This window comes from Bordetella sp. N (genome assembly GCF_001433395.1).
Classification (GTDB): domain Bacteria; phylum Pseudomonadota; class Gammaproteobacteria; order Burkholderiales; family Burkholderiaceae_B; genus Bordetella_C.
On sequence record NZ_CP013111.1, the window covers coordinates 4,696,510 to 4,710,618 of the forward strand.

Consider the following 14,109-nt stretch of genomic DNA (forward strand, 5'->3'; position numbering starts at 1 on the left):
ACATCCATGCTTGCCCAGTCCCGCCTCGCGGCCGCCTGCGCCGCCGCTTTCGCCTTTGCATCCGCCAGCGCCCTGGCCCAGGTCCCCGCGGGCTACCCCGCCGATTACCAGAAGATCATCGACGGCGCCAAGAAAGAAGGCACCGTGGTGATCTACTCGACCACCGACACCAAGGCCGCCGGCCCCCTCATCAAGGGCTTCGAAGCGGCCTATCCCGGTGTCAAGGTCGAATACAACGACATGAACAGCACCGAGCTGTACAACCGCTTCATCAGCGAACAGGCTGCCGGCGGCAACAGCGGCGACGTGGTGTGGAGTTCGTCGATGGATTCGGCGCTGAAGCTGGCGACCGACTATGCCCTGCAGTACAAGTCGCCGGAAATCGGCAAGCTGCCGTCCTGGGCCGTCTGGAAGGACTCCGCTTACGGCACGACGTATGAACCCGCCGTCTTCATCTACAACAAGCGCCTGATCGCGCAGGCCGACGTGCCCAGCACCCACGCCGCGCTGGCCAAGCTCATTGCCTCGCAGACCGACAAGTTCAAGAACAAGGTCACCACCTACGACATCGAGAAGTCCGCCGTGGGCTTCATGCTGGCGGTGCAGGACAAGGCCAACGACAGCAAGTACTTCGACACCCTGCGCGATACCGCCAAGGGCGGCCTGGTGGTGCAGTCGTCCACCGGGACGATGATGGAACGCGTGTCGTCGGGCGAAAACCTGATCGGCTACAACATCCTCGGCTCCTACGCCGAGGCGCGCGCCAAGACCGATTCCTCCATCGGCATCGTCTACCCCACCGACTACACGCTGGTGCTGTCGCGCGTGTCCTTCATCGCCAAGAAGTCCAAGCACCGCAACGCCGCCAAGCTGTGGCAGGACTACCTGCTGTCGCAGAAGGGCCAGGACATCGTCGCCAATCAGGCCGACATGGCTTCGATCCGCGACGACATCCCGGGCGACAACGACGTCGACGGCATGACCAAGAAGCTGGGCAACGCGCTCAAGCCCATCCCGGTCAACGAGACCCTGCTCGACTATCTCGAACAGAAGAAGCGTCTGGAGTTCATCAAGGACTGGCGCACGGCGGCCGGCAAGTAGTCCGCCCACAAGGCCCGCCGGCTCCTGCCCGGGGCGTCCTCGCGGACGCCCCGCGGGCCTCTCCGGATAACAGGCGCACGCCTGTCCCCCGGCTATCTATCAGGATCCCATCATGCAGTCATTGCGCTCAAAATGGCAGTCGCTGCCGCGCGGCGTGACGGTCGTGATCACGGCACTGGCCATCTACGTGCCGCTGTCGCTGATCATCTACCAGAGCTTTCTGTCGGCGCCCTTCTTCATGCCGTCCAAGGTCGTCAGCCTGGACGCATTCCGCTTCATCTTCGACGACCCCGATTTCTATAAGGCCCTGATCAGCGGCCTGATCCTGGCTTTCGGCCTGTTCATCATCGCCGTGCCGCTCGGCGGCATGCTGGCCTTCCTGATGATACGCACCGACCTGCCGGGCCGCCGCTGGATCGAACCGCTGATCCTGGTGCCCGTCTTCGTGTCGCCCATGGTGCTGGGCTTCGGCTACGTGGTGGCCGCGGGCCCGGTGGGCTTCTTCTCGAAGTGGACGCAGGACCTGCTGGGCTTCGTGCCGTGGAATATCTATTCCATGACCAGCATCGTCATCATCGCCGGCCTGACCCACGTTCCGCACGCTTATCTGTACATCTCCTCGGCGCTGCGCAGCATGGGTTCCGATGTCGAGGAAGCCGCCCGCATCACGGGTGCGTCACCGCTGCGCGTGATGATGACCGTCAGCCTGCCGATGGTGCGGCCGGCCCTGCTCTACGCCAGCGTGCTGCTGTTCTTCCTGGGCCTGGAAGTGTTCGGCCTGGTGCTGGTGCTGGGCGATCCGGAAGGCAACCTGGTGCTGGCGACGTATCTGTACAAGCTGACCAACAAGCTGGGCGTGCCGTCCTATCACCTGATGGCGGCGGTGACGGTGGTGCTGATCTGCATGACCATTCCCCTGGTCGCCCTGCAGCGCCGCCTGATGCGCACCGCCAACCGCTTCGTCACCATGAAAGGCAAGGCGTCGCGCGCCCGCGCGCTGCCGCTGGGCAAGTGGCGCTGGGCGGCGGGCGGCGTGGTCGCGGCCTGGCTGTTCGTCACCGTGGTGGTGCCGCTGGTGGGCGTGATGCTGCGGGCCTTCGTGTCGAACTGGGGCATGGGCGTGCATTTGCTGGACGTGTTGTCGCTGGAGGCTTTCCGCGCCGTTTTCGCGTCGCCCAACCTGATCCGCGCCATCGTCAACTCGGTGGCCATCGGCGTGATCGGCGGCGTGCTGGCGGTGGTCTGCTACGGCTTCATCGGCCTGGCCATGCACCGGCGCCAGGACGGCGTCACGCGCTTCCTCGACTACAGCGTGCTGGTGCCGCGCGCCGTGCCCGGCCTGCTCGCCGGCCTGGCTTTCCTGTGGGTGTTCCTGTTCGTGCCGATGTGGCTGGACAATGCCCTGGACGAGGGCGGCTTCCTGTCGGCCCTGCCCTACGCCGAATGGCTGCGCGAAAACTTCGTCGAAGCGTTGCGGTCGGTGCGCAGCACCATCTTCAGTGTCTGGGTGGCCTACACCGTCGTCTGGATGGCCTATGGCCTGCGCCTGATCTCCTCCACCCTGTTGCAGGTGGGACCGGAGCTGGAAGAAGCCGCGCGCACGTCGGGCGCCCGCCGCGGCCAGGTGACGCGTCATGTCACGGTACCGCTGGCGCGCCATGGCCTGATAGGCGCGTGGCTGCTGATGTTCCTGATTTTTGAGCGTGAATACTCCACCGGCGTGTACCTGCTGTCGCCCGGCACGGAGACCATCGGGTCGATGCTGGTGTCGCTGTGGGCGACCGGCGCCATCGACATCGTGGCCGCGCTGTCCTTCATCAATATCGTGTTGGTCGTCATCGGCCTGGGCATCGCCCTGCGATTCGGAGTGAAACTTCATGATTGAACTTTCTGTGGAAGATCTGCACCTGGACTACGGCGACGTAGCGGTGCTCAAGGGCGTGTCGATGGAGTTGCGCCAGGGCGAAGTGGTCTCGCTGCTGGGACCGTCGGGCAGCGGCAAGACCACGCTGCTGCGTGCGGTGGCCGGGCTGGAGGCCGCCAAGCGCGGCAAGATCACCATCGGCGAACGCGTGGTGTTCGACGGCGCCAAGGGTGAAGTGCCGGCCGAAGATCGCAACCTTGGCCTGGTGTTCCAGTCCTACGCGCTATGGCCGCACAAGACCGTCTACGACAACGTCGCCTATCCTTTGCAACTGCGCCGCACGCCGGCCGCGGAAACGCGCCAGCGCGTGCAGGAAGTGCTGGACCAGTTGGGACTGGGGCATCTGGCGGCGCGTCATCCGCACCAATTGTCCGGCGGCCAGCAGCAACGCGTGGCCATCGGCCGCGCCCTGGTCTACAACCCGCCGGTCATCCTGCTGGATGAGCCTTTGTCCAACCTGGACGCCAAGCTGCGCGAGGAAGCGCGCGCCTTCCTGCGTGAGCTGATCGTGCGCCTGGGCCTGTCGGCCTTGATGGTGACCCACGACCAGAGCGAAGCGCTGGCCATTTCGGACCGTATCCTGTTGCTGAACAACGGCCGCATCGAACAGCAGGGCACGCCCCAGCAGATGTACGGCTCCCCCCAGACCCTGTTCTGCGCCGAATTCATGGGCAGCAACAATCGCATGAACGGCCGAGTCGCGGAAATCCGCGACGGCATGGCGCGCATCCAGGGCAATAGCTGGCAGCTGTGGGGCAAGGCGGCCGAAGGGCTGGCCGTCGGCCAGGACGCGACCGCCGTCATCCGTGTGGAGCAGGTGCGGCTGGCCGACGATCCGGATGGCAATCACCTGAACATGCAGCTGATGACGGGCATGTACCTGGGCGACAAGTGGGAGTACCTGTTCCGCACGCCGGGAGACGAGTCGGTCAACGCCATGGCCCTGCGCGCCTATGGCCACGAGAGCCGTCAATCGGGCTCCTTCAACGTGGCCCTGCCGGCGTCGCAGGTCTGGGTATTCCCGCCTGCGGCGAAGGGATGAGCCGGGGAGCCGCTCGGCAATTGCCGAAACGGGCCTAAAATGCCCGCGTGCAACACATTCTTCCTTCCTCCCCCGTGACCCGATCCGCGCGCTGGCTCAGCGCGCGGGCACAGCACTATCTGTGGATCGGGCTGGTCATCTCGCTGTGCATCCACGCGGTGGCGCTGGTGCTGCGGTTCGCGCCGCCGCGCACGCCGCATCCGCCCGCGGAATCGCTGGAAGTGATCCTGGTGAACACGCGCACGGACACCGCCCCGGTCAAGGCCGAGGCGCGTGCGCAGGCCAATATCGAAGGGGGCGGCGATGCCGAGAAGGGCATGGCGCAGTCGCCGCTGCCCCAGTCCGGCGACGCGCCCAATGCCATCGTGCTGGACGCCATGCGCAAGCGGCAGGCTGAACTGGAAACCGAACAGCAGCAACTGCTGACCCAGCTGATGGCCCGTACCCAGGCCGGCCAGGCGCGCCAACAGGGTGAGCCCACGCCCAAGGCCGCCGCGCCCGGCCGCGACGACCTGGACCAGGACAGCGTCCTGCAGAACGCCCAGGTAGCGGCCCTGTCCCAGCGAGTGCAGGCCTACAACAAGAAGCCGCGCCGCGCGTTCGTGGCGCCGGCCGCCGAGGCGTCGCGCTTCGCGCCCTACCTGGACGCCTGGCGCAACCGCGTCGAAACCATAGGCACCCAGTACTATCCCGATGAAGCCCGCGGCAAGGTCTACGGGTCGCTGCGCATGACGGTCTACGTGCGCGCCGACGGCAGCGTGGCGGATGTCGAAATCGACAATCCCTCGCCGCAGGCGGTGCTCAACCAGGCGGCGCGCCGTATCGTGCAGATGTCGGCGCCCTTCCCGCCGTTCCCGCCCGAGATCGCCCGTGACACCGACGTCCTGGCCATCACGCGAACCTGGAACTTCGTCAACGACACCCTGGAAACCCACGCTCCATGACCGCCCCGCTTTCCCCGTCCGGCCAAGGCGCAAGCCCGGCCAAGTATGCCGTCATCGGCAACCCGGTCGCTCACAGCCGCTCGCCGCAGATCCACGCCTTGTTCGCAAGGCAGACCGGCATCGCGCTGGAGTACGGTCTGCTGCCGGCGCCGCTGGACGGGTTCACGGCAACGGTGCGGGATTTCTTTGCCCAGGGCGGCGGCGGCCTGAACGTGACGGTGCCGTTCAAGCAGGAAGCCTGGCAGCTGGCCCAAGCCAATCTGAGCGACCGCGCCCGCCTGGCCGGCGCGGTCAATACCTTGTGGCAGCGCGACGGCGTGCTGCACGGCTGTAACACTGACGGCGTCGGCCTGGTGCAGGACCTGCGCCGGCTGGGCGCGGACCTGCAGGGCGCGCGGCTGCTGCTGCTGGGCGCCGGCGGCGCCGCCCGCGGCGTGCTGCAGCCCCTGGCGCAAGCCGGCTGCGCGCGCCTGCATATCGTCAATCGCACCGCCGACCGCGCCCGCGACCTGGCCAGCGACTGGCTTCAGGCCAGCGGCGCCACCACCCCCGCCGTGAGCGCGGGCGGCCTGGACGAGGCGGCGCTGGGCGGCCCCTGGGACATCGTCGTCAACGCCACCTCCAGCAGCCTGACGGACGCGCCGCCCGACCTGCCCGCCGGACTGTATGCGCCGGGCGCGCTGGCCTACGACATGATGTACGGCGCCCAGCCCACCGCCTTCATGCGCCAGGCCACGGCCGACGGCGCGGCGCAATGCGCGGACGGCCTGGGCATGCTGGTCGGCCAGGCCGCCGAAAGCTTTCATATCTGGCACGGCGTACGGCCCGACCCGGAACCGGTGCTGCACGCATTGCGCGCCGCGCTGGCCGCGCCGGCTCACTAAGCACGCATGACGACGCGCCGCTCCACCGCCGGCCATTGGACCGTCAAGCGCACCGTCCTGGCTTCGTTGATGGCCCTGCTGTGCCTGATCATCCTGTACGAACTGTGGCTGTTCTGCATGGTGGTCTGGTATGCCCACCGCAATCCGGCCAGCAGTTCGGTCATGCGGGAACAGCTGGCCGAGTTGCGCGAGGACAATCCCCGCGCCGCGTTGAAATTCACCTGGGTCGACTACAACCAGATCAACAACAACCTGAAGCGCGCGGTGGTGGGCGCCGAGGATTCGAATTTCGTCGAACATGACGGCGTCGAATGGGAAGCGCTGCGCAAGGCCTGGGAGTACAACCAGAAACAGGCCGAAGAAGGCCGCGCCAAAATGCGCGGCGGATCGACCATCACGCAACAGCTGGCCAAGAATCTTTTCCTTTCCGGATCACGCACTTATCTACGCAAAGGCCAGGAATTGATACTGACCTTCATGATCGAATGGGTCATGACCAAGCAGCGCATCCTGGAGCTCTATCTGAATGTCGCCGAGTGGGGTACCGGTGTCTTCGGCGCCGAGGCCGCCGCCCAGCATTACTTCAATACCAGCGCCGCGCGCCTGGGTCCGGCCCAGGCGGCGCGCCTGGCGGCCATGCTGCCCAACCCGCGTTACTACGACAAGCATCGCGGCACCTCCTATCTGAACTCCCGCACGGGCATCCTGCAGCGCCGGATACCGCAAGCGGAGATTCCGTGAAAGATCATGCGCGAAACGGCTTACAGCGGCGTCCGCCATTTGGCGCACAGGCCCTACATATTTGTTAAGCTTCCCTGTTCGGCGAAATAGGCATCTGTTCCGCCCTGCTTGAGATTTTTCCCGCAATACCTGACCCTGTTTCCCAATGCGTACCGCCCGCCGCTACCTGGCTCGTGAAATCTATCGCTCCTGCACCGTCGTGCTGCTGGCGCTGATCGGCCTGTTCACGTTCTTCGCGCTGGTGGATGACCTGGACAACCTCGGTGGCAAATTCACCATCTGGGCTCTGTTCTACATCCAGGCCCTGGCGCTGCCCACCCGGCTGTACGACCTGCTACCGATCGGCTTGCTGATCGGCGCCATCATCGCCCTCGCCAGCCTGGCCCAGCGCAACGAGCTGGTCATCCTGCGTGTCTCCGGTGTCAGCGGCATGCGCCTGCTGGGCATGTTGTGGATCGTCACCATCCCTGCGGTGATCGGCGCCACCATGCTGTCGGAATGGGTCACGCCGGCGGCGGAGATCAAGGGAGGCGAGGCCAATCTGGTCTACCGCGGCAAGGCCGGCAACGGCCGGCTCGAAAGCGGCTACTGGTTCAAGGAGCCGACCAAGGATGGCGGCAGCCGCACCATCAATATTTTGACGTTGGGCGGCAGCGGCGAGGTCGGAGGCATCACCCTCTACGAATTCCGCAAGGATCAGGAGCTGATCGCGCTGTCCAAGGCCGATCGCGGCGTGTTCTCCAATGGCAATCTGGTGCTGGAGAACGTCGTCGAGAACCGCATCGCCCCCGACGCGGTCGATGCACTGGACAAGGCCGAACCGCCCAAGGACGCCATCCTGTCGGTCACCAAGCTGCCGCGCCGGGTCCTGGACACGACGCTGACGCCGGAACGCCTGCTCGCGCGCGTGCTGACGCCGGAACGGATGTCGGCCGTGACCCTGCTGGATTACATCGATTACCTGCGCCACAACAACCTGCAGTACGACCGCCAGGTGGTCGCGCTCTGGCGCAAGGCGGTCTACCCCTTCACCTTGCTGGTGATGATGACCATCGCCGCCCCCGTGGCCTTCATGCAGACGCGGCGTGGCGGCGTCGGCGCCAAGGTTTTCATCGGCATTCTTCTCGGCGTGGCCTTCTTCATGGTCAACCAGCTGGCCCTGAACGTCGGCATGCTCAGCCACTGGCCGCCATGGCTCACCGCCCTCGGGCCGAATGCGGTGGCCCTGCTGCTCGCCTTCGGCGCGCTGACGATGATGGAGTACCGGCACGCAATCTCGCGTAACTTCGCTCAGCGTGCGCCGTGGAGCAAGTCGCCGGTATGAAGGCCCACGATATCTGGATGATCGGCGATTTGCAGGGATGCTGCGATCCGCTGGAAAACTTGCTGTCGCAGCCCGCCATCAAGGAAGACCCGCAGGCCCGTTTCTGGTTCGCCGGCGACCTCATCAACCGCGGTCCCAAATCGCTGGCGACCCTGCGGCGCGTGATGGAGCTGGAAGAGCGCGCCGTGGCGGTGCTGGGTAATCACGACCTGCATCTGCTGGCCGCCGCGGCGGGCGTGCGCAAGCCGGGCAAGTCGGACACCATCGACGACATCCTGGGGGCGCCGGATGCCAAGCAATTGATCGACTGGGTGCGGCATCGGCCGTTGGCGCATTTCGCCAACGATCACCTGATGGTGCACGCCGGCACGTTGGCGAAGTGGGACGTGGCCAAGACCCTGTCGCTGGCCAGCGAAGTGCAGGACGCTTTGCGCGGCCCCAACTGGCAGCGCGCCCTGCAAAAAATGTACGGCAACCAGCCTTCCCGCTGGAACGACCAGTACCACGGCGGCAAGCGCATCAGGGTGATCATCAACGCCCTGACGCGCATGCGCCTGTGCACGCTGTCCGGCCATATGGAGTTCGCCACCAAGGTGGCGCCGGGCGCCTGGCCGCCCGGGCTGATTCCCTGGTTCGACGTGCCCAATCGGGCCACCAGCAACGTCACCGTGGTGTTCGGCCACTGGTCGACCCTGGGGCTGCTGCTGCGCAAGGACGTCATCTGCCTGGATACGGGCTGCGTCTGGGGCGGCAAGCTGACCGCGCTGCGCATGCAGGACCGCAAGCTGGTGCAGGTGGCCTGCGGCAAGGGCCTGGACCCGACGTCCGACGGTTGAATGTAAATGGCGCGCCGCGCGCGCCATTGGCAAAAACGAGCTGCAGGTAAAGGCTGTGCGCCGATCAGAACAGATGCGCGCGGATGCCTTCGCGCGCGCGGCGCGACAGCTCCAGGCGCGTCACGGGCGTCCCGTCGGGATCCGTATGCGCCAAGGGCGGCAGGAATACCACTTCCACCGCCAGCCCCCGCTCACCCAGAACGCGCCACAGGTTGGCCACCAGGGATTCCTCGCCGACGAAGGCGGCGTAGGGGTCGCGTTTGCCGTTGCGCAGAAAGCGCAGGGTCAGCGGTTGTACGGTCACCTGGCCCTGCCGCGCCGGTTCGAACAGGCTGCCGTGGAAGGGTAGAAGGTCATGGCCTTCAGTGGTCGTGCCTTCGGGGAACAGGCCCACGGCCTCGCCCCGGGCGAAGCGGCGCTGCATGGCCGCGCCCACCGTCTGCACCGCGTGCCGCTGGCCGCGCTCGATGAACAAGGTGCCGGCACCGGCCACCAGCCAGCCCACCACGGGCCAGCGGCGAATCTCCGCCTTGGCCACGAAGGCGGTGGGGCGGACGGCATTGATCACGAAAATATCGATCCACGACACGTGGTTGGCCACGAACAGCACGGCCTCGCGCAAGCGAGGCGTGCCGCGCACCAGCAAACGGACACCGCAGATGCGCAGCAGGCAGCGCGACCACGTGCGGTTGAGCTGAGCCCGCCCCCGCACGCCGATGAAGGGATACGCCAGGCCCACCAGAAGCAGACCCAGCAGCACCAGAAAAATCACCAATGCACAGCGCGGAATGAATCGCAGCAAGCGCATCGTCATGGCCGGGCGCCCCGGCACGCAGCCTGCCGGCGCGGAGCGCGGGCAGCGGGTCGGTCAGCGGGGAAAACAGGCGGAAGCTGTGAGCAGCCGGAATCCAGGACGGTCATGGGTAACAGGGAAGAATAGGTCGGCCAAGCCGGCGGCTCGCCGGGCGCAACCATAACATGAGGCGGCGTCATCGAGCCGCCTGGAGTGGTGTCGGCCGGCCCTACTCCGGCAGCGTGTCGAAGTAGCGCTGAAGAATCACCGCGGCGGCCATGGCGTCGTCGTCGGCATGGGTGCCCAGCAGCGCTTGCGCCTCCATGCTGGAACCGCGCTCGTCGACCAGCACCACCGTCACGCCGAAACGCCCATGAAGCCGGTTGGCGAAGCGGCGGCAGCGCGCGGTGGCCTCCTGCTCACCGCCGTCCGCCGCCAGGGCCAGGCCCACCACCACGCGTTGCGGCTGCCACTCGGCCAGCAGCGCCTCGATGCGGGCAAAGCGCGGCCCTAGCGCTTCGCCATGAATGATTTCCATGGGGCGCGCCTGCCGCGTCAGGGTGTTGCCGAGGGCGACGCCGATCTTCTTGATGCCGTAATCGAAGGCCAGCAGGGTTTCTTCAGGCATGGCCGGCATCGCCCGCCAGCATGACGGGATCGATGCCCAACAGCTTCAGCGCCGCGGGATAACGATCCTCCGGCGGCACGTCGAAAATGATGTGCGGATCGGCCGACACGTTGAGCCAGGCGTTGCGGGCCATTTCGCTTTCCAGCTGCCCGGCGCCCCAGCCGGCATAGCCCAGCGTGACGAGCATCTGCTGAGGGCCGTTGCCCTCCGCCACCGCCTGCAGCACGTCACGCGAGGTGGTCAGGGCCAGCCCCCCCAGCTTGATGCTGGAGTTGTAGTCGCCGGCCGGCATGTGCAGCACGAAACCGCGGTCGGTCTGCACCGGACCGCCGAAGAACACGGGCGTTTCCTTGACGGGCGCGATCTCCAGTTCCAGCTCGATGCGCTCGAACAGCGTACCCAGGGTGAGATCGGTGGGACGGTTGATCACCAGGCCCAACGCGCCCTTCGTCGTGTGCTCGCAAACGTAGATGACGGAACCCGCCAGGCTGCCTTCGACCATGTTGGGCATGGCCATCAGGAACTGATTGGAAAAGTCGACGGACGGGGATTCGCCGGGTACATCGGAGTGGCTATCGTCGGTCATGGCGTATTCCTAAAAGGTGACGCACCGCTTGGGAGCGCGACAGGCTACGAGAGCGGACTGGCCCTGTCGGCCTACGGGGCACCTCTCAGATTTCCATCAGCTCGAAATCTTCCTTGCGCGCGCCGCATTCGGGACAGACCCAGTTGGGCGGGACATCTTCCCAACGCGTGCCGGCGGCGATACCCTCGTCAGGCAGCCCCGTGGCTTCGTCATAGACCCATCCACAGATCAAACACATCCAGGTTCTCATAGTTCTCTCAAGCTTCCAAATCGTTTTCGGGCACACAGCGCGGCGTCCAAGTCCCCATTTCCCGCAGGGCATCGGCAACGAGGACGGCGCCATCCATTAGAATGGGGTCGATCTTACCGAAACCCAATAGGCAGTAGTCTGACTCAGCACAAAAAATCAGACCTGTCTTCTTGATCCGCCGTACACGTGGCCGCCGCGACTCCTCCCATCGTTCTTATATTTGGCCCCGCCGATCCCACGGGATCCGACGGCTTGCCCGCTGATGCCGTGACCTGCGCCCGCATGGGTTGCCACGGTCTGGCGGCGATTACCGCCATTACCGTGCAGGACACCGCCGTGATGGAGGAAGTCCACCCCATTTCGCCGGAATTGCTCGACGACCAGGCGCGTTGCCTGTTGGAGGACATGCCGGTGCAGGCCATCAAGGTGGGCGGCCTCTACACCGCCGAATGCGCCAGCGCGGTGGCGCAGATCGCCGCCGACTACAGCCAGGTCCCCCTGGTTCTGCACCTTGGCCATCGCACCCCGGTGCTGACCGACGTCGCCGCCCAGGATGACGCCGACGACCTGCTGGCCGCCACTCTGGAACTGCTGCTGCCGCAGGCCGACGTGGTGGTCGTGGAGCACTCCCGGCTGGCCCAATGGCTCAGCGACGGCACCCTGGAAATCGGTGAAGCCACTTCCGCGGCCCACGCCATGGTTGGCGCGGGCGCTAAGTGGGTACTCGCTTTGGGCGCCCCGCTGCGGCCCGGCCATGCCGTCAACCTGCTGGTGGGGCCGGAAGGCGCCACCACCAACTGGCCCTGGCAGGCGCCCCCCGATCGCAACAGCGACAGCGGCGGCCTGCTGGCCACGACCTTGGCGGCCTGCCTGGCGCAGGGCATGGACGTGCCCGACGCCGTGGAAAAATCCCTGGCGCTGGCCGATGCCTCCGTCGCCGCCAGTTTCCTGCCCGGCATGGGCCGCCGCATCGCCAACCGGATGCTCCCCTGATGAAACCCCAACGTTTTCCCAGTGGCCTGTACGGCGTGACGCCGGAATGGGATGACACCGCGCGCCTGCTGCGAGCGGTGCAGCAAGCCGCCGCCGGCGGCATGCGCTCCCTGCAACTGCGACGCAAGGACATCCCCGCCGCCCAGCGGCGGGAACAGGCGCTGGCCCTGGCGCCCTTGTGCCGTGAACTGGGGGTGGTGTTCCTGATCAACGATCACTGGGAACTGGCGTTGGAAGCCGGCGCCGACGGGGTCCACGTCGGCCGCGATGACGCCGCCGTCGCCCACGTGCGGGCCCAGGCGCCGGACCTGATCATCGGCGCGTCCTGCTACAACGACATTCAGCGCGGCCGCGACCTGCTGGCCGCCGGCGCCGACTACATCGCTTTCGGCGCCGTCTTCCCCTCCCCGACCAAGCCCCAGGCCGTGCGCGCGCCGTTGGCCTTGCTGACCGAAGCGCGCGCCTTGACCGAAGATCTGCCCGCGCCCCGCCCGGCCGTGGTCGCCATCGGCGGCATCACGCCGGACAACGCGCCGCTGGTGGCACAGGCCGGCGCCGATGCCATCGCGGCGGTCAGCGGCCTGTTCGAGGCGGCGGACGTCGCGCACACCGCGGCGGCCTATGCCCAGCCCTTCCTGCCGAAGGGCAAGCCGCGTCCCTAGAGGACGGGCCCGGGGCCGGTTGCCGGCCCTGCCCTTCGGCCGTATATGCGCGGAACGCCGCTGCCTCAGCCGCCAACCGCGCCGTTTTTAGTGAGAATCATCGCCATGCCCACCAACGTCGAGCTTTTTGAACGCGCCTCCCGCAGCATTCCAGGCGGCGTCAATTCGCCAGTTCGCGCCTTTCGCTCCGTCGGCGGCACGCCGCGCTTCATCGCCCGCGCCGTCGGCCCCTATGTCTGGGACGCGGAAGGCAAGCGCTACATCGACTACGTGGGCTCCTGGGGCCCGGCGATCCTGGGTCACGCGCATCCGGAAGTGGTGCGAGCCGTGCAGGAAGCCGCGGTCCATGGCTTGTCCTTCGGCGCGCCCACCGAAGCCGAAATCGAATTGGCCGAACTGCTGATCCAGCGCCTGCCCTCGCTGGAACAGGTGCGCCTGGTCAGCTCGGGCACCGAAGCCACCATGACGGCCATCCGCCTGGCGCGCGGCGCTACCGGACGCAAGAAGATCATCAAGTTCGAAGGCTGCTATCACGGCCATGCCGACAGCCTGCTGGTCAAGGCCGGCTCCGGCCTGCTGACGTTCGGCAATCCCACGTCGGCCGGTGTGCCGGCGGAATTCGTCGAACACACCGTGGTGCTGGACTACAACGATCTGGCCGGCGTCGAAGCCGCGTTCGACCAATACGGCGATGACATCGCCTGCATCATCGTCGAGCCGGTCGCCGGCAACATGAACCTGGTGAAGCCGCGCGCCGGCTTCCTGGAAGGCTTGCGCGAGATCTGCACCCGCCGCGGCGCCCTGCTGATTTTCGATGAAGTGATGACCGGTTTCCGCGTCGGCCCGCAAGGCGTGCAAGGCCTGACCGGCATCAAGCCCGATATCACCACCCTGGCCAAGGTGATCGGCGGCGGCATGCCTGTCGGCGCCTTCGGCGGCAGCGCCGAGGTCATGCGGCACATCGCGCCCCTGGGTGGCGTGTACCAGGCCGGCACCTTGTCCGGCAATCCGGTGGCGGTGGCGGCGGGCCTGGCGACGATGCGGCTCATCGCCGCGCCGGGCTTCTATGAACACCTGGCCACGCAAACGCGCAAATTGGCGGATGGCCTGCAACAGCGCGCCCGCGCGGCCGGCCTGACCTTCAGCGCGGATGCCATCGGCGGGATGTTCGGGCTCTACTTCTCGGCCGAGGTGCCGACGTCACTGGCCGAAGTGTCGGCCGCCGATGTCGACGCCTTCAAGCACTTCTTCCACGCCATGCTGGACCGCGGCGTCCACTTCGCGCCGTCGGCGTTCGAAGCGGGCTTCGTGTCGGCCACTCACGATGACGCGGTCATCGGCGAGACGCTGGACATCGCCGAAGCAGTGTTCCGGGAAATGAAGGGCTAGTCCTGTAAGGAC

The 14,109-nt window shown here is 66.6% G+C and carries 15 protein-coding genes; 11 read left to right on the top strand and 4 right to left on the bottom strand.

Annotation, left to right across the window (positions count from 1 at the left end):
* The first annotated feature begins 6 nt into the window (after window positions 1-6).
* From ASB57_RS20195 to ASB57_RS20230, 8 genes are all read left to right on the top strand, one after another.
* Window positions 7-1,101 carry an ABC transporter substrate-binding protein gene (locus tag ASB57_RS20195; protein ID WP_057653835.1) on the top strand — a complete coding sequence of 365 codons (1,095 nt, stop codon included), beginning with the start codon at window positions 7-9 and terminating at the stop codon, window positions 1,099-1,101.
* Between the two features lie 112 nt (window positions 1,102-1,213).
* On the top strand, window positions 1,214-2,986 hold the full coding sequence (locus ASB57_RS20200) for an iron ABC transporter permease (RefSeq protein ID WP_057653836.1): 1,773 nt from the start codon (window positions 1,214-1,216) through the stop codon (window positions 2,984-2,986).
* Complete coding sequence (locus ASB57_RS20205; protein ID WP_057653837.1) at window positions 2,979-4,067, top strand: ABC transporter ATP-binding protein; 1,089 nt, start codon at window positions 2,979-2,981, stop codon at window positions 4,065-4,067. Before ASB57_RS20200 ends, ASB57_RS20205 begins: the two co-directional genes overlap by 8 nt.
* A gap of 47 nt (window positions 4,068-4,114) precedes the next feature.
* The gene (locus ASB57_RS20210) at window positions 4,115-5,011 is read left to right on the top strand and encodes a TonB family protein (protein ID WP_057653838.1); all 897 of its coding nucleotides are present in this window, start codon (window positions 4,115-4,117) and stop codon (window positions 5,009-5,011) included.
* Window positions 5,008-5,895, top strand: coding sequence for a shikimate dehydrogenase (gene aroE / locus ASB57_RS20215; RefSeq protein WP_057653839.1), 888 nt, complete (start codon window positions 5,008-5,010; stop codon window positions 5,893-5,895). Before ASB57_RS20210 ends, aroE begins: the two co-directional genes overlap by 4 nt.
* A gap of 6 nt (window positions 5,896-5,901) precedes the next feature.
* Complete coding sequence (mtgA, locus tag ASB57_RS20220; RefSeq protein ID WP_057653840.1) at window positions 5,902-6,636, top strand: monofunctional biosynthetic peptidoglycan transglycosylase; 735 nt, start codon at window positions 5,902-5,904, stop codon at window positions 6,634-6,636.
* A gap of 145 nt (window positions 6,637-6,781) precedes the next feature.
* Entirely contained in the window at window positions 6,782-7,960 is a 1,179-nt protein-coding gene (lptG, locus tag ASB57_RS20225) for an LPS export ABC transporter permease LptG (RefSeq protein ID WP_057653841.1), read from the top strand.
* Complete coding sequence (locus ASB57_RS20230) at window positions 7,957-8,796, top strand: symmetrical bis(5'-nucleosyl)-tetraphosphatase (RefSeq protein WP_057653842.1); 840 nt, start codon at window positions 7,957-7,959, stop codon at window positions 8,794-8,796. Before lptG ends, ASB57_RS20230 begins: the two co-directional genes overlap by 4 nt.
* Window positions 8,797-8,860: 64 nt before the next feature.
* On the opposite strand, the gene ASB57_RS20235 is transcribed toward ASB57_RS20230, so the two are convergent.
* The 4 genes from ASB57_RS20235 to ASB57_RS20250 all read right to left on the bottom strand — a co-directional run bounded on the left by ASB57_RS20235 (window position 8,861) and on the right by ASB57_RS20250 (window position 11,053).
* Window positions 8,861-9,604, bottom strand: coding sequence for a 1-acyl-sn-glycerol-3-phosphate acyltransferase (locus ASB57_RS20235; protein ID WP_057656300.1), 744 nt, complete (start codon window positions 9,602-9,604; stop codon window positions 8,861-8,863).
* Window positions 9,605-9,818: 214 nt separating this feature from the next.
* On the bottom strand, window positions 9,819-10,217 hold the full coding sequence (gene ruvX, locus ASB57_RS20240; protein ID WP_057656301.1) for a Holliday junction resolvase RuvX: 399 nt from the start codon (window positions 10,215-10,217) through the stop codon (window positions 9,819-9,821).
* Window positions 10,210-10,803, bottom strand: coding sequence for a YqgE/AlgH family protein (locus tag ASB57_RS20245; RefSeq protein ID WP_057653843.1), 594 nt, complete (start codon window positions 10,801-10,803; stop codon window positions 10,210-10,212). Before ASB57_RS20245 ends, ruvX begins: the two co-directional genes overlap by 8 nt.
* 85 nt (window positions 10,804-10,888) lie before the next feature.
* Window positions 10,889-11,053, bottom strand: coding sequence for a rubredoxin (locus tag ASB57_RS20250; RefSeq protein WP_057653844.1), 165 nt, complete (start codon window positions 11,051-11,053; stop codon window positions 10,889-10,891).
* 186 nt (window positions 11,054-11,239) lie between these two features.
* Between ASB57_RS20250 and ASB57_RS20255 the strand changes: the two genes are divergently transcribed.
* From ASB57_RS20255 to hemL, 3 genes are all read left to right on the top strand, one after another.
* Window positions 11,240-12,046, top strand: a complete 807-nt coding sequence (locus tag ASB57_RS20255) for a hydroxymethylpyrimidine/phosphomethylpyrimidine kinase (RefSeq protein WP_057653845.1) — start codon at window positions 11,240-11,242, stop codon at window positions 12,044-12,046.
* On the top strand, window positions 12,046-12,708 hold the full coding sequence (thiE, locus tag ASB57_RS20260; RefSeq protein ID WP_057653846.1) for a thiamine phosphate synthase: 663 nt from the start codon (window positions 12,046-12,048) through the stop codon (window positions 12,706-12,708). The genes ASB57_RS20255 and thiE overlap by 1 nt, the downstream gene beginning before the upstream one ends.
* 105 nt (window positions 12,709-12,813) lie before the next feature.
* The gene (gene hemL, locus ASB57_RS20265; RefSeq protein WP_057653847.1) at window positions 12,814-14,097 is read left to right on the top strand and encodes a glutamate-1-semialdehyde 2,1-aminomutase; all 1,284 of its coding nucleotides are present in this window, start codon (window positions 12,814-12,816) and stop codon (window positions 14,095-14,097) included.
* The last annotated feature ends 12 nt before the right edge of the window (window positions 14,098-14,109 follow it).

Bases quoted from the DNA above. Each gene is read 5' to 3' on its own strand.
- ASB57_RS20195 (WP_057653835.1), top strand. From the start codon at position 7: ATGCTTGCCCAGTCCCGCCTCGCGGCCGCCTGCGCCGCCGCTTTCGCC.
- ASB57_RS20200 (WP_057653836.1), top strand. From the start codon at position 1,214: ATGCAGTCATTGCGCTCAAAATGGCAGTCGCTGCCGCGCGGCGTGACG.
- ASB57_RS20205 (WP_057653837.1), top strand. From the start codon at position 2,979: ATGATTGAACTTTCTGTGGAAGATCTGCACCTGGACTACGGCGACGTA.
- aroE (WP_057653839.1), top strand. From the start codon at position 5,008: ATGACCGCCCCGCTTTCCCCGTCCGGCCAAGGCGCAAGCCCGGCCAAG.
- mtgA (WP_057653840.1), top strand. From the start codon at position 5,902: ATGACGACGCGCCGCTCCACCGCCGGCCATTGGACCGTCAAGCGCACC.
- lptG (WP_057653841.1), top strand. From the start codon at position 6,782: ATGCGTACCGCCCGCCGCTACCTGGCTCGTGAAATCTATCGCTCCTGC.
- ASB57_RS20230 (WP_057653842.1), top strand. From the start codon at position 7,957: ATGAAGGCCCACGATATCTGGATGATCGGCGATTTGCAGGGATGCTGC.
- ASB57_RS20235 (WP_057656300.1), bottom strand. From the start codon at position 9,604: ATGCGCTTGCTGCGATTCATTCCGCGCTGTGCATTGGTGATTTTTCTG.
- ruvX (WP_057656301.1), bottom strand. From the start codon at position 10,217: ATGCCTGAAGAAACCCTGCTGGCCTTCGATTACGGCATCAAGAAGATC.
- ASB57_RS20245 (WP_057653843.1), bottom strand. From the start codon at position 10,803: ATGACCGACGATAGCCACTCCGATGTACCCGGCGAATCCCCGTCCGTC.
- ASB57_RS20250 (WP_057653844.1), bottom strand. From the start codon at position 11,053: ATGAGAACCTGGATGTGTTTGATCTGTGGATGGGTCTATGACGAAGCC.
- thiE (WP_057653846.1), top strand. From the start codon at position 12,046: ATGAAACCCCAACGTTTTCCCAGTGGCCTGTACGGCGTGACGCCGGAA.
- hemL (WP_057653847.1), top strand. From the start codon at position 12,814: ATGCCCACCAACGTCGAGCTTTTTGAACGCGCCTCCCGCAGCATTCCA.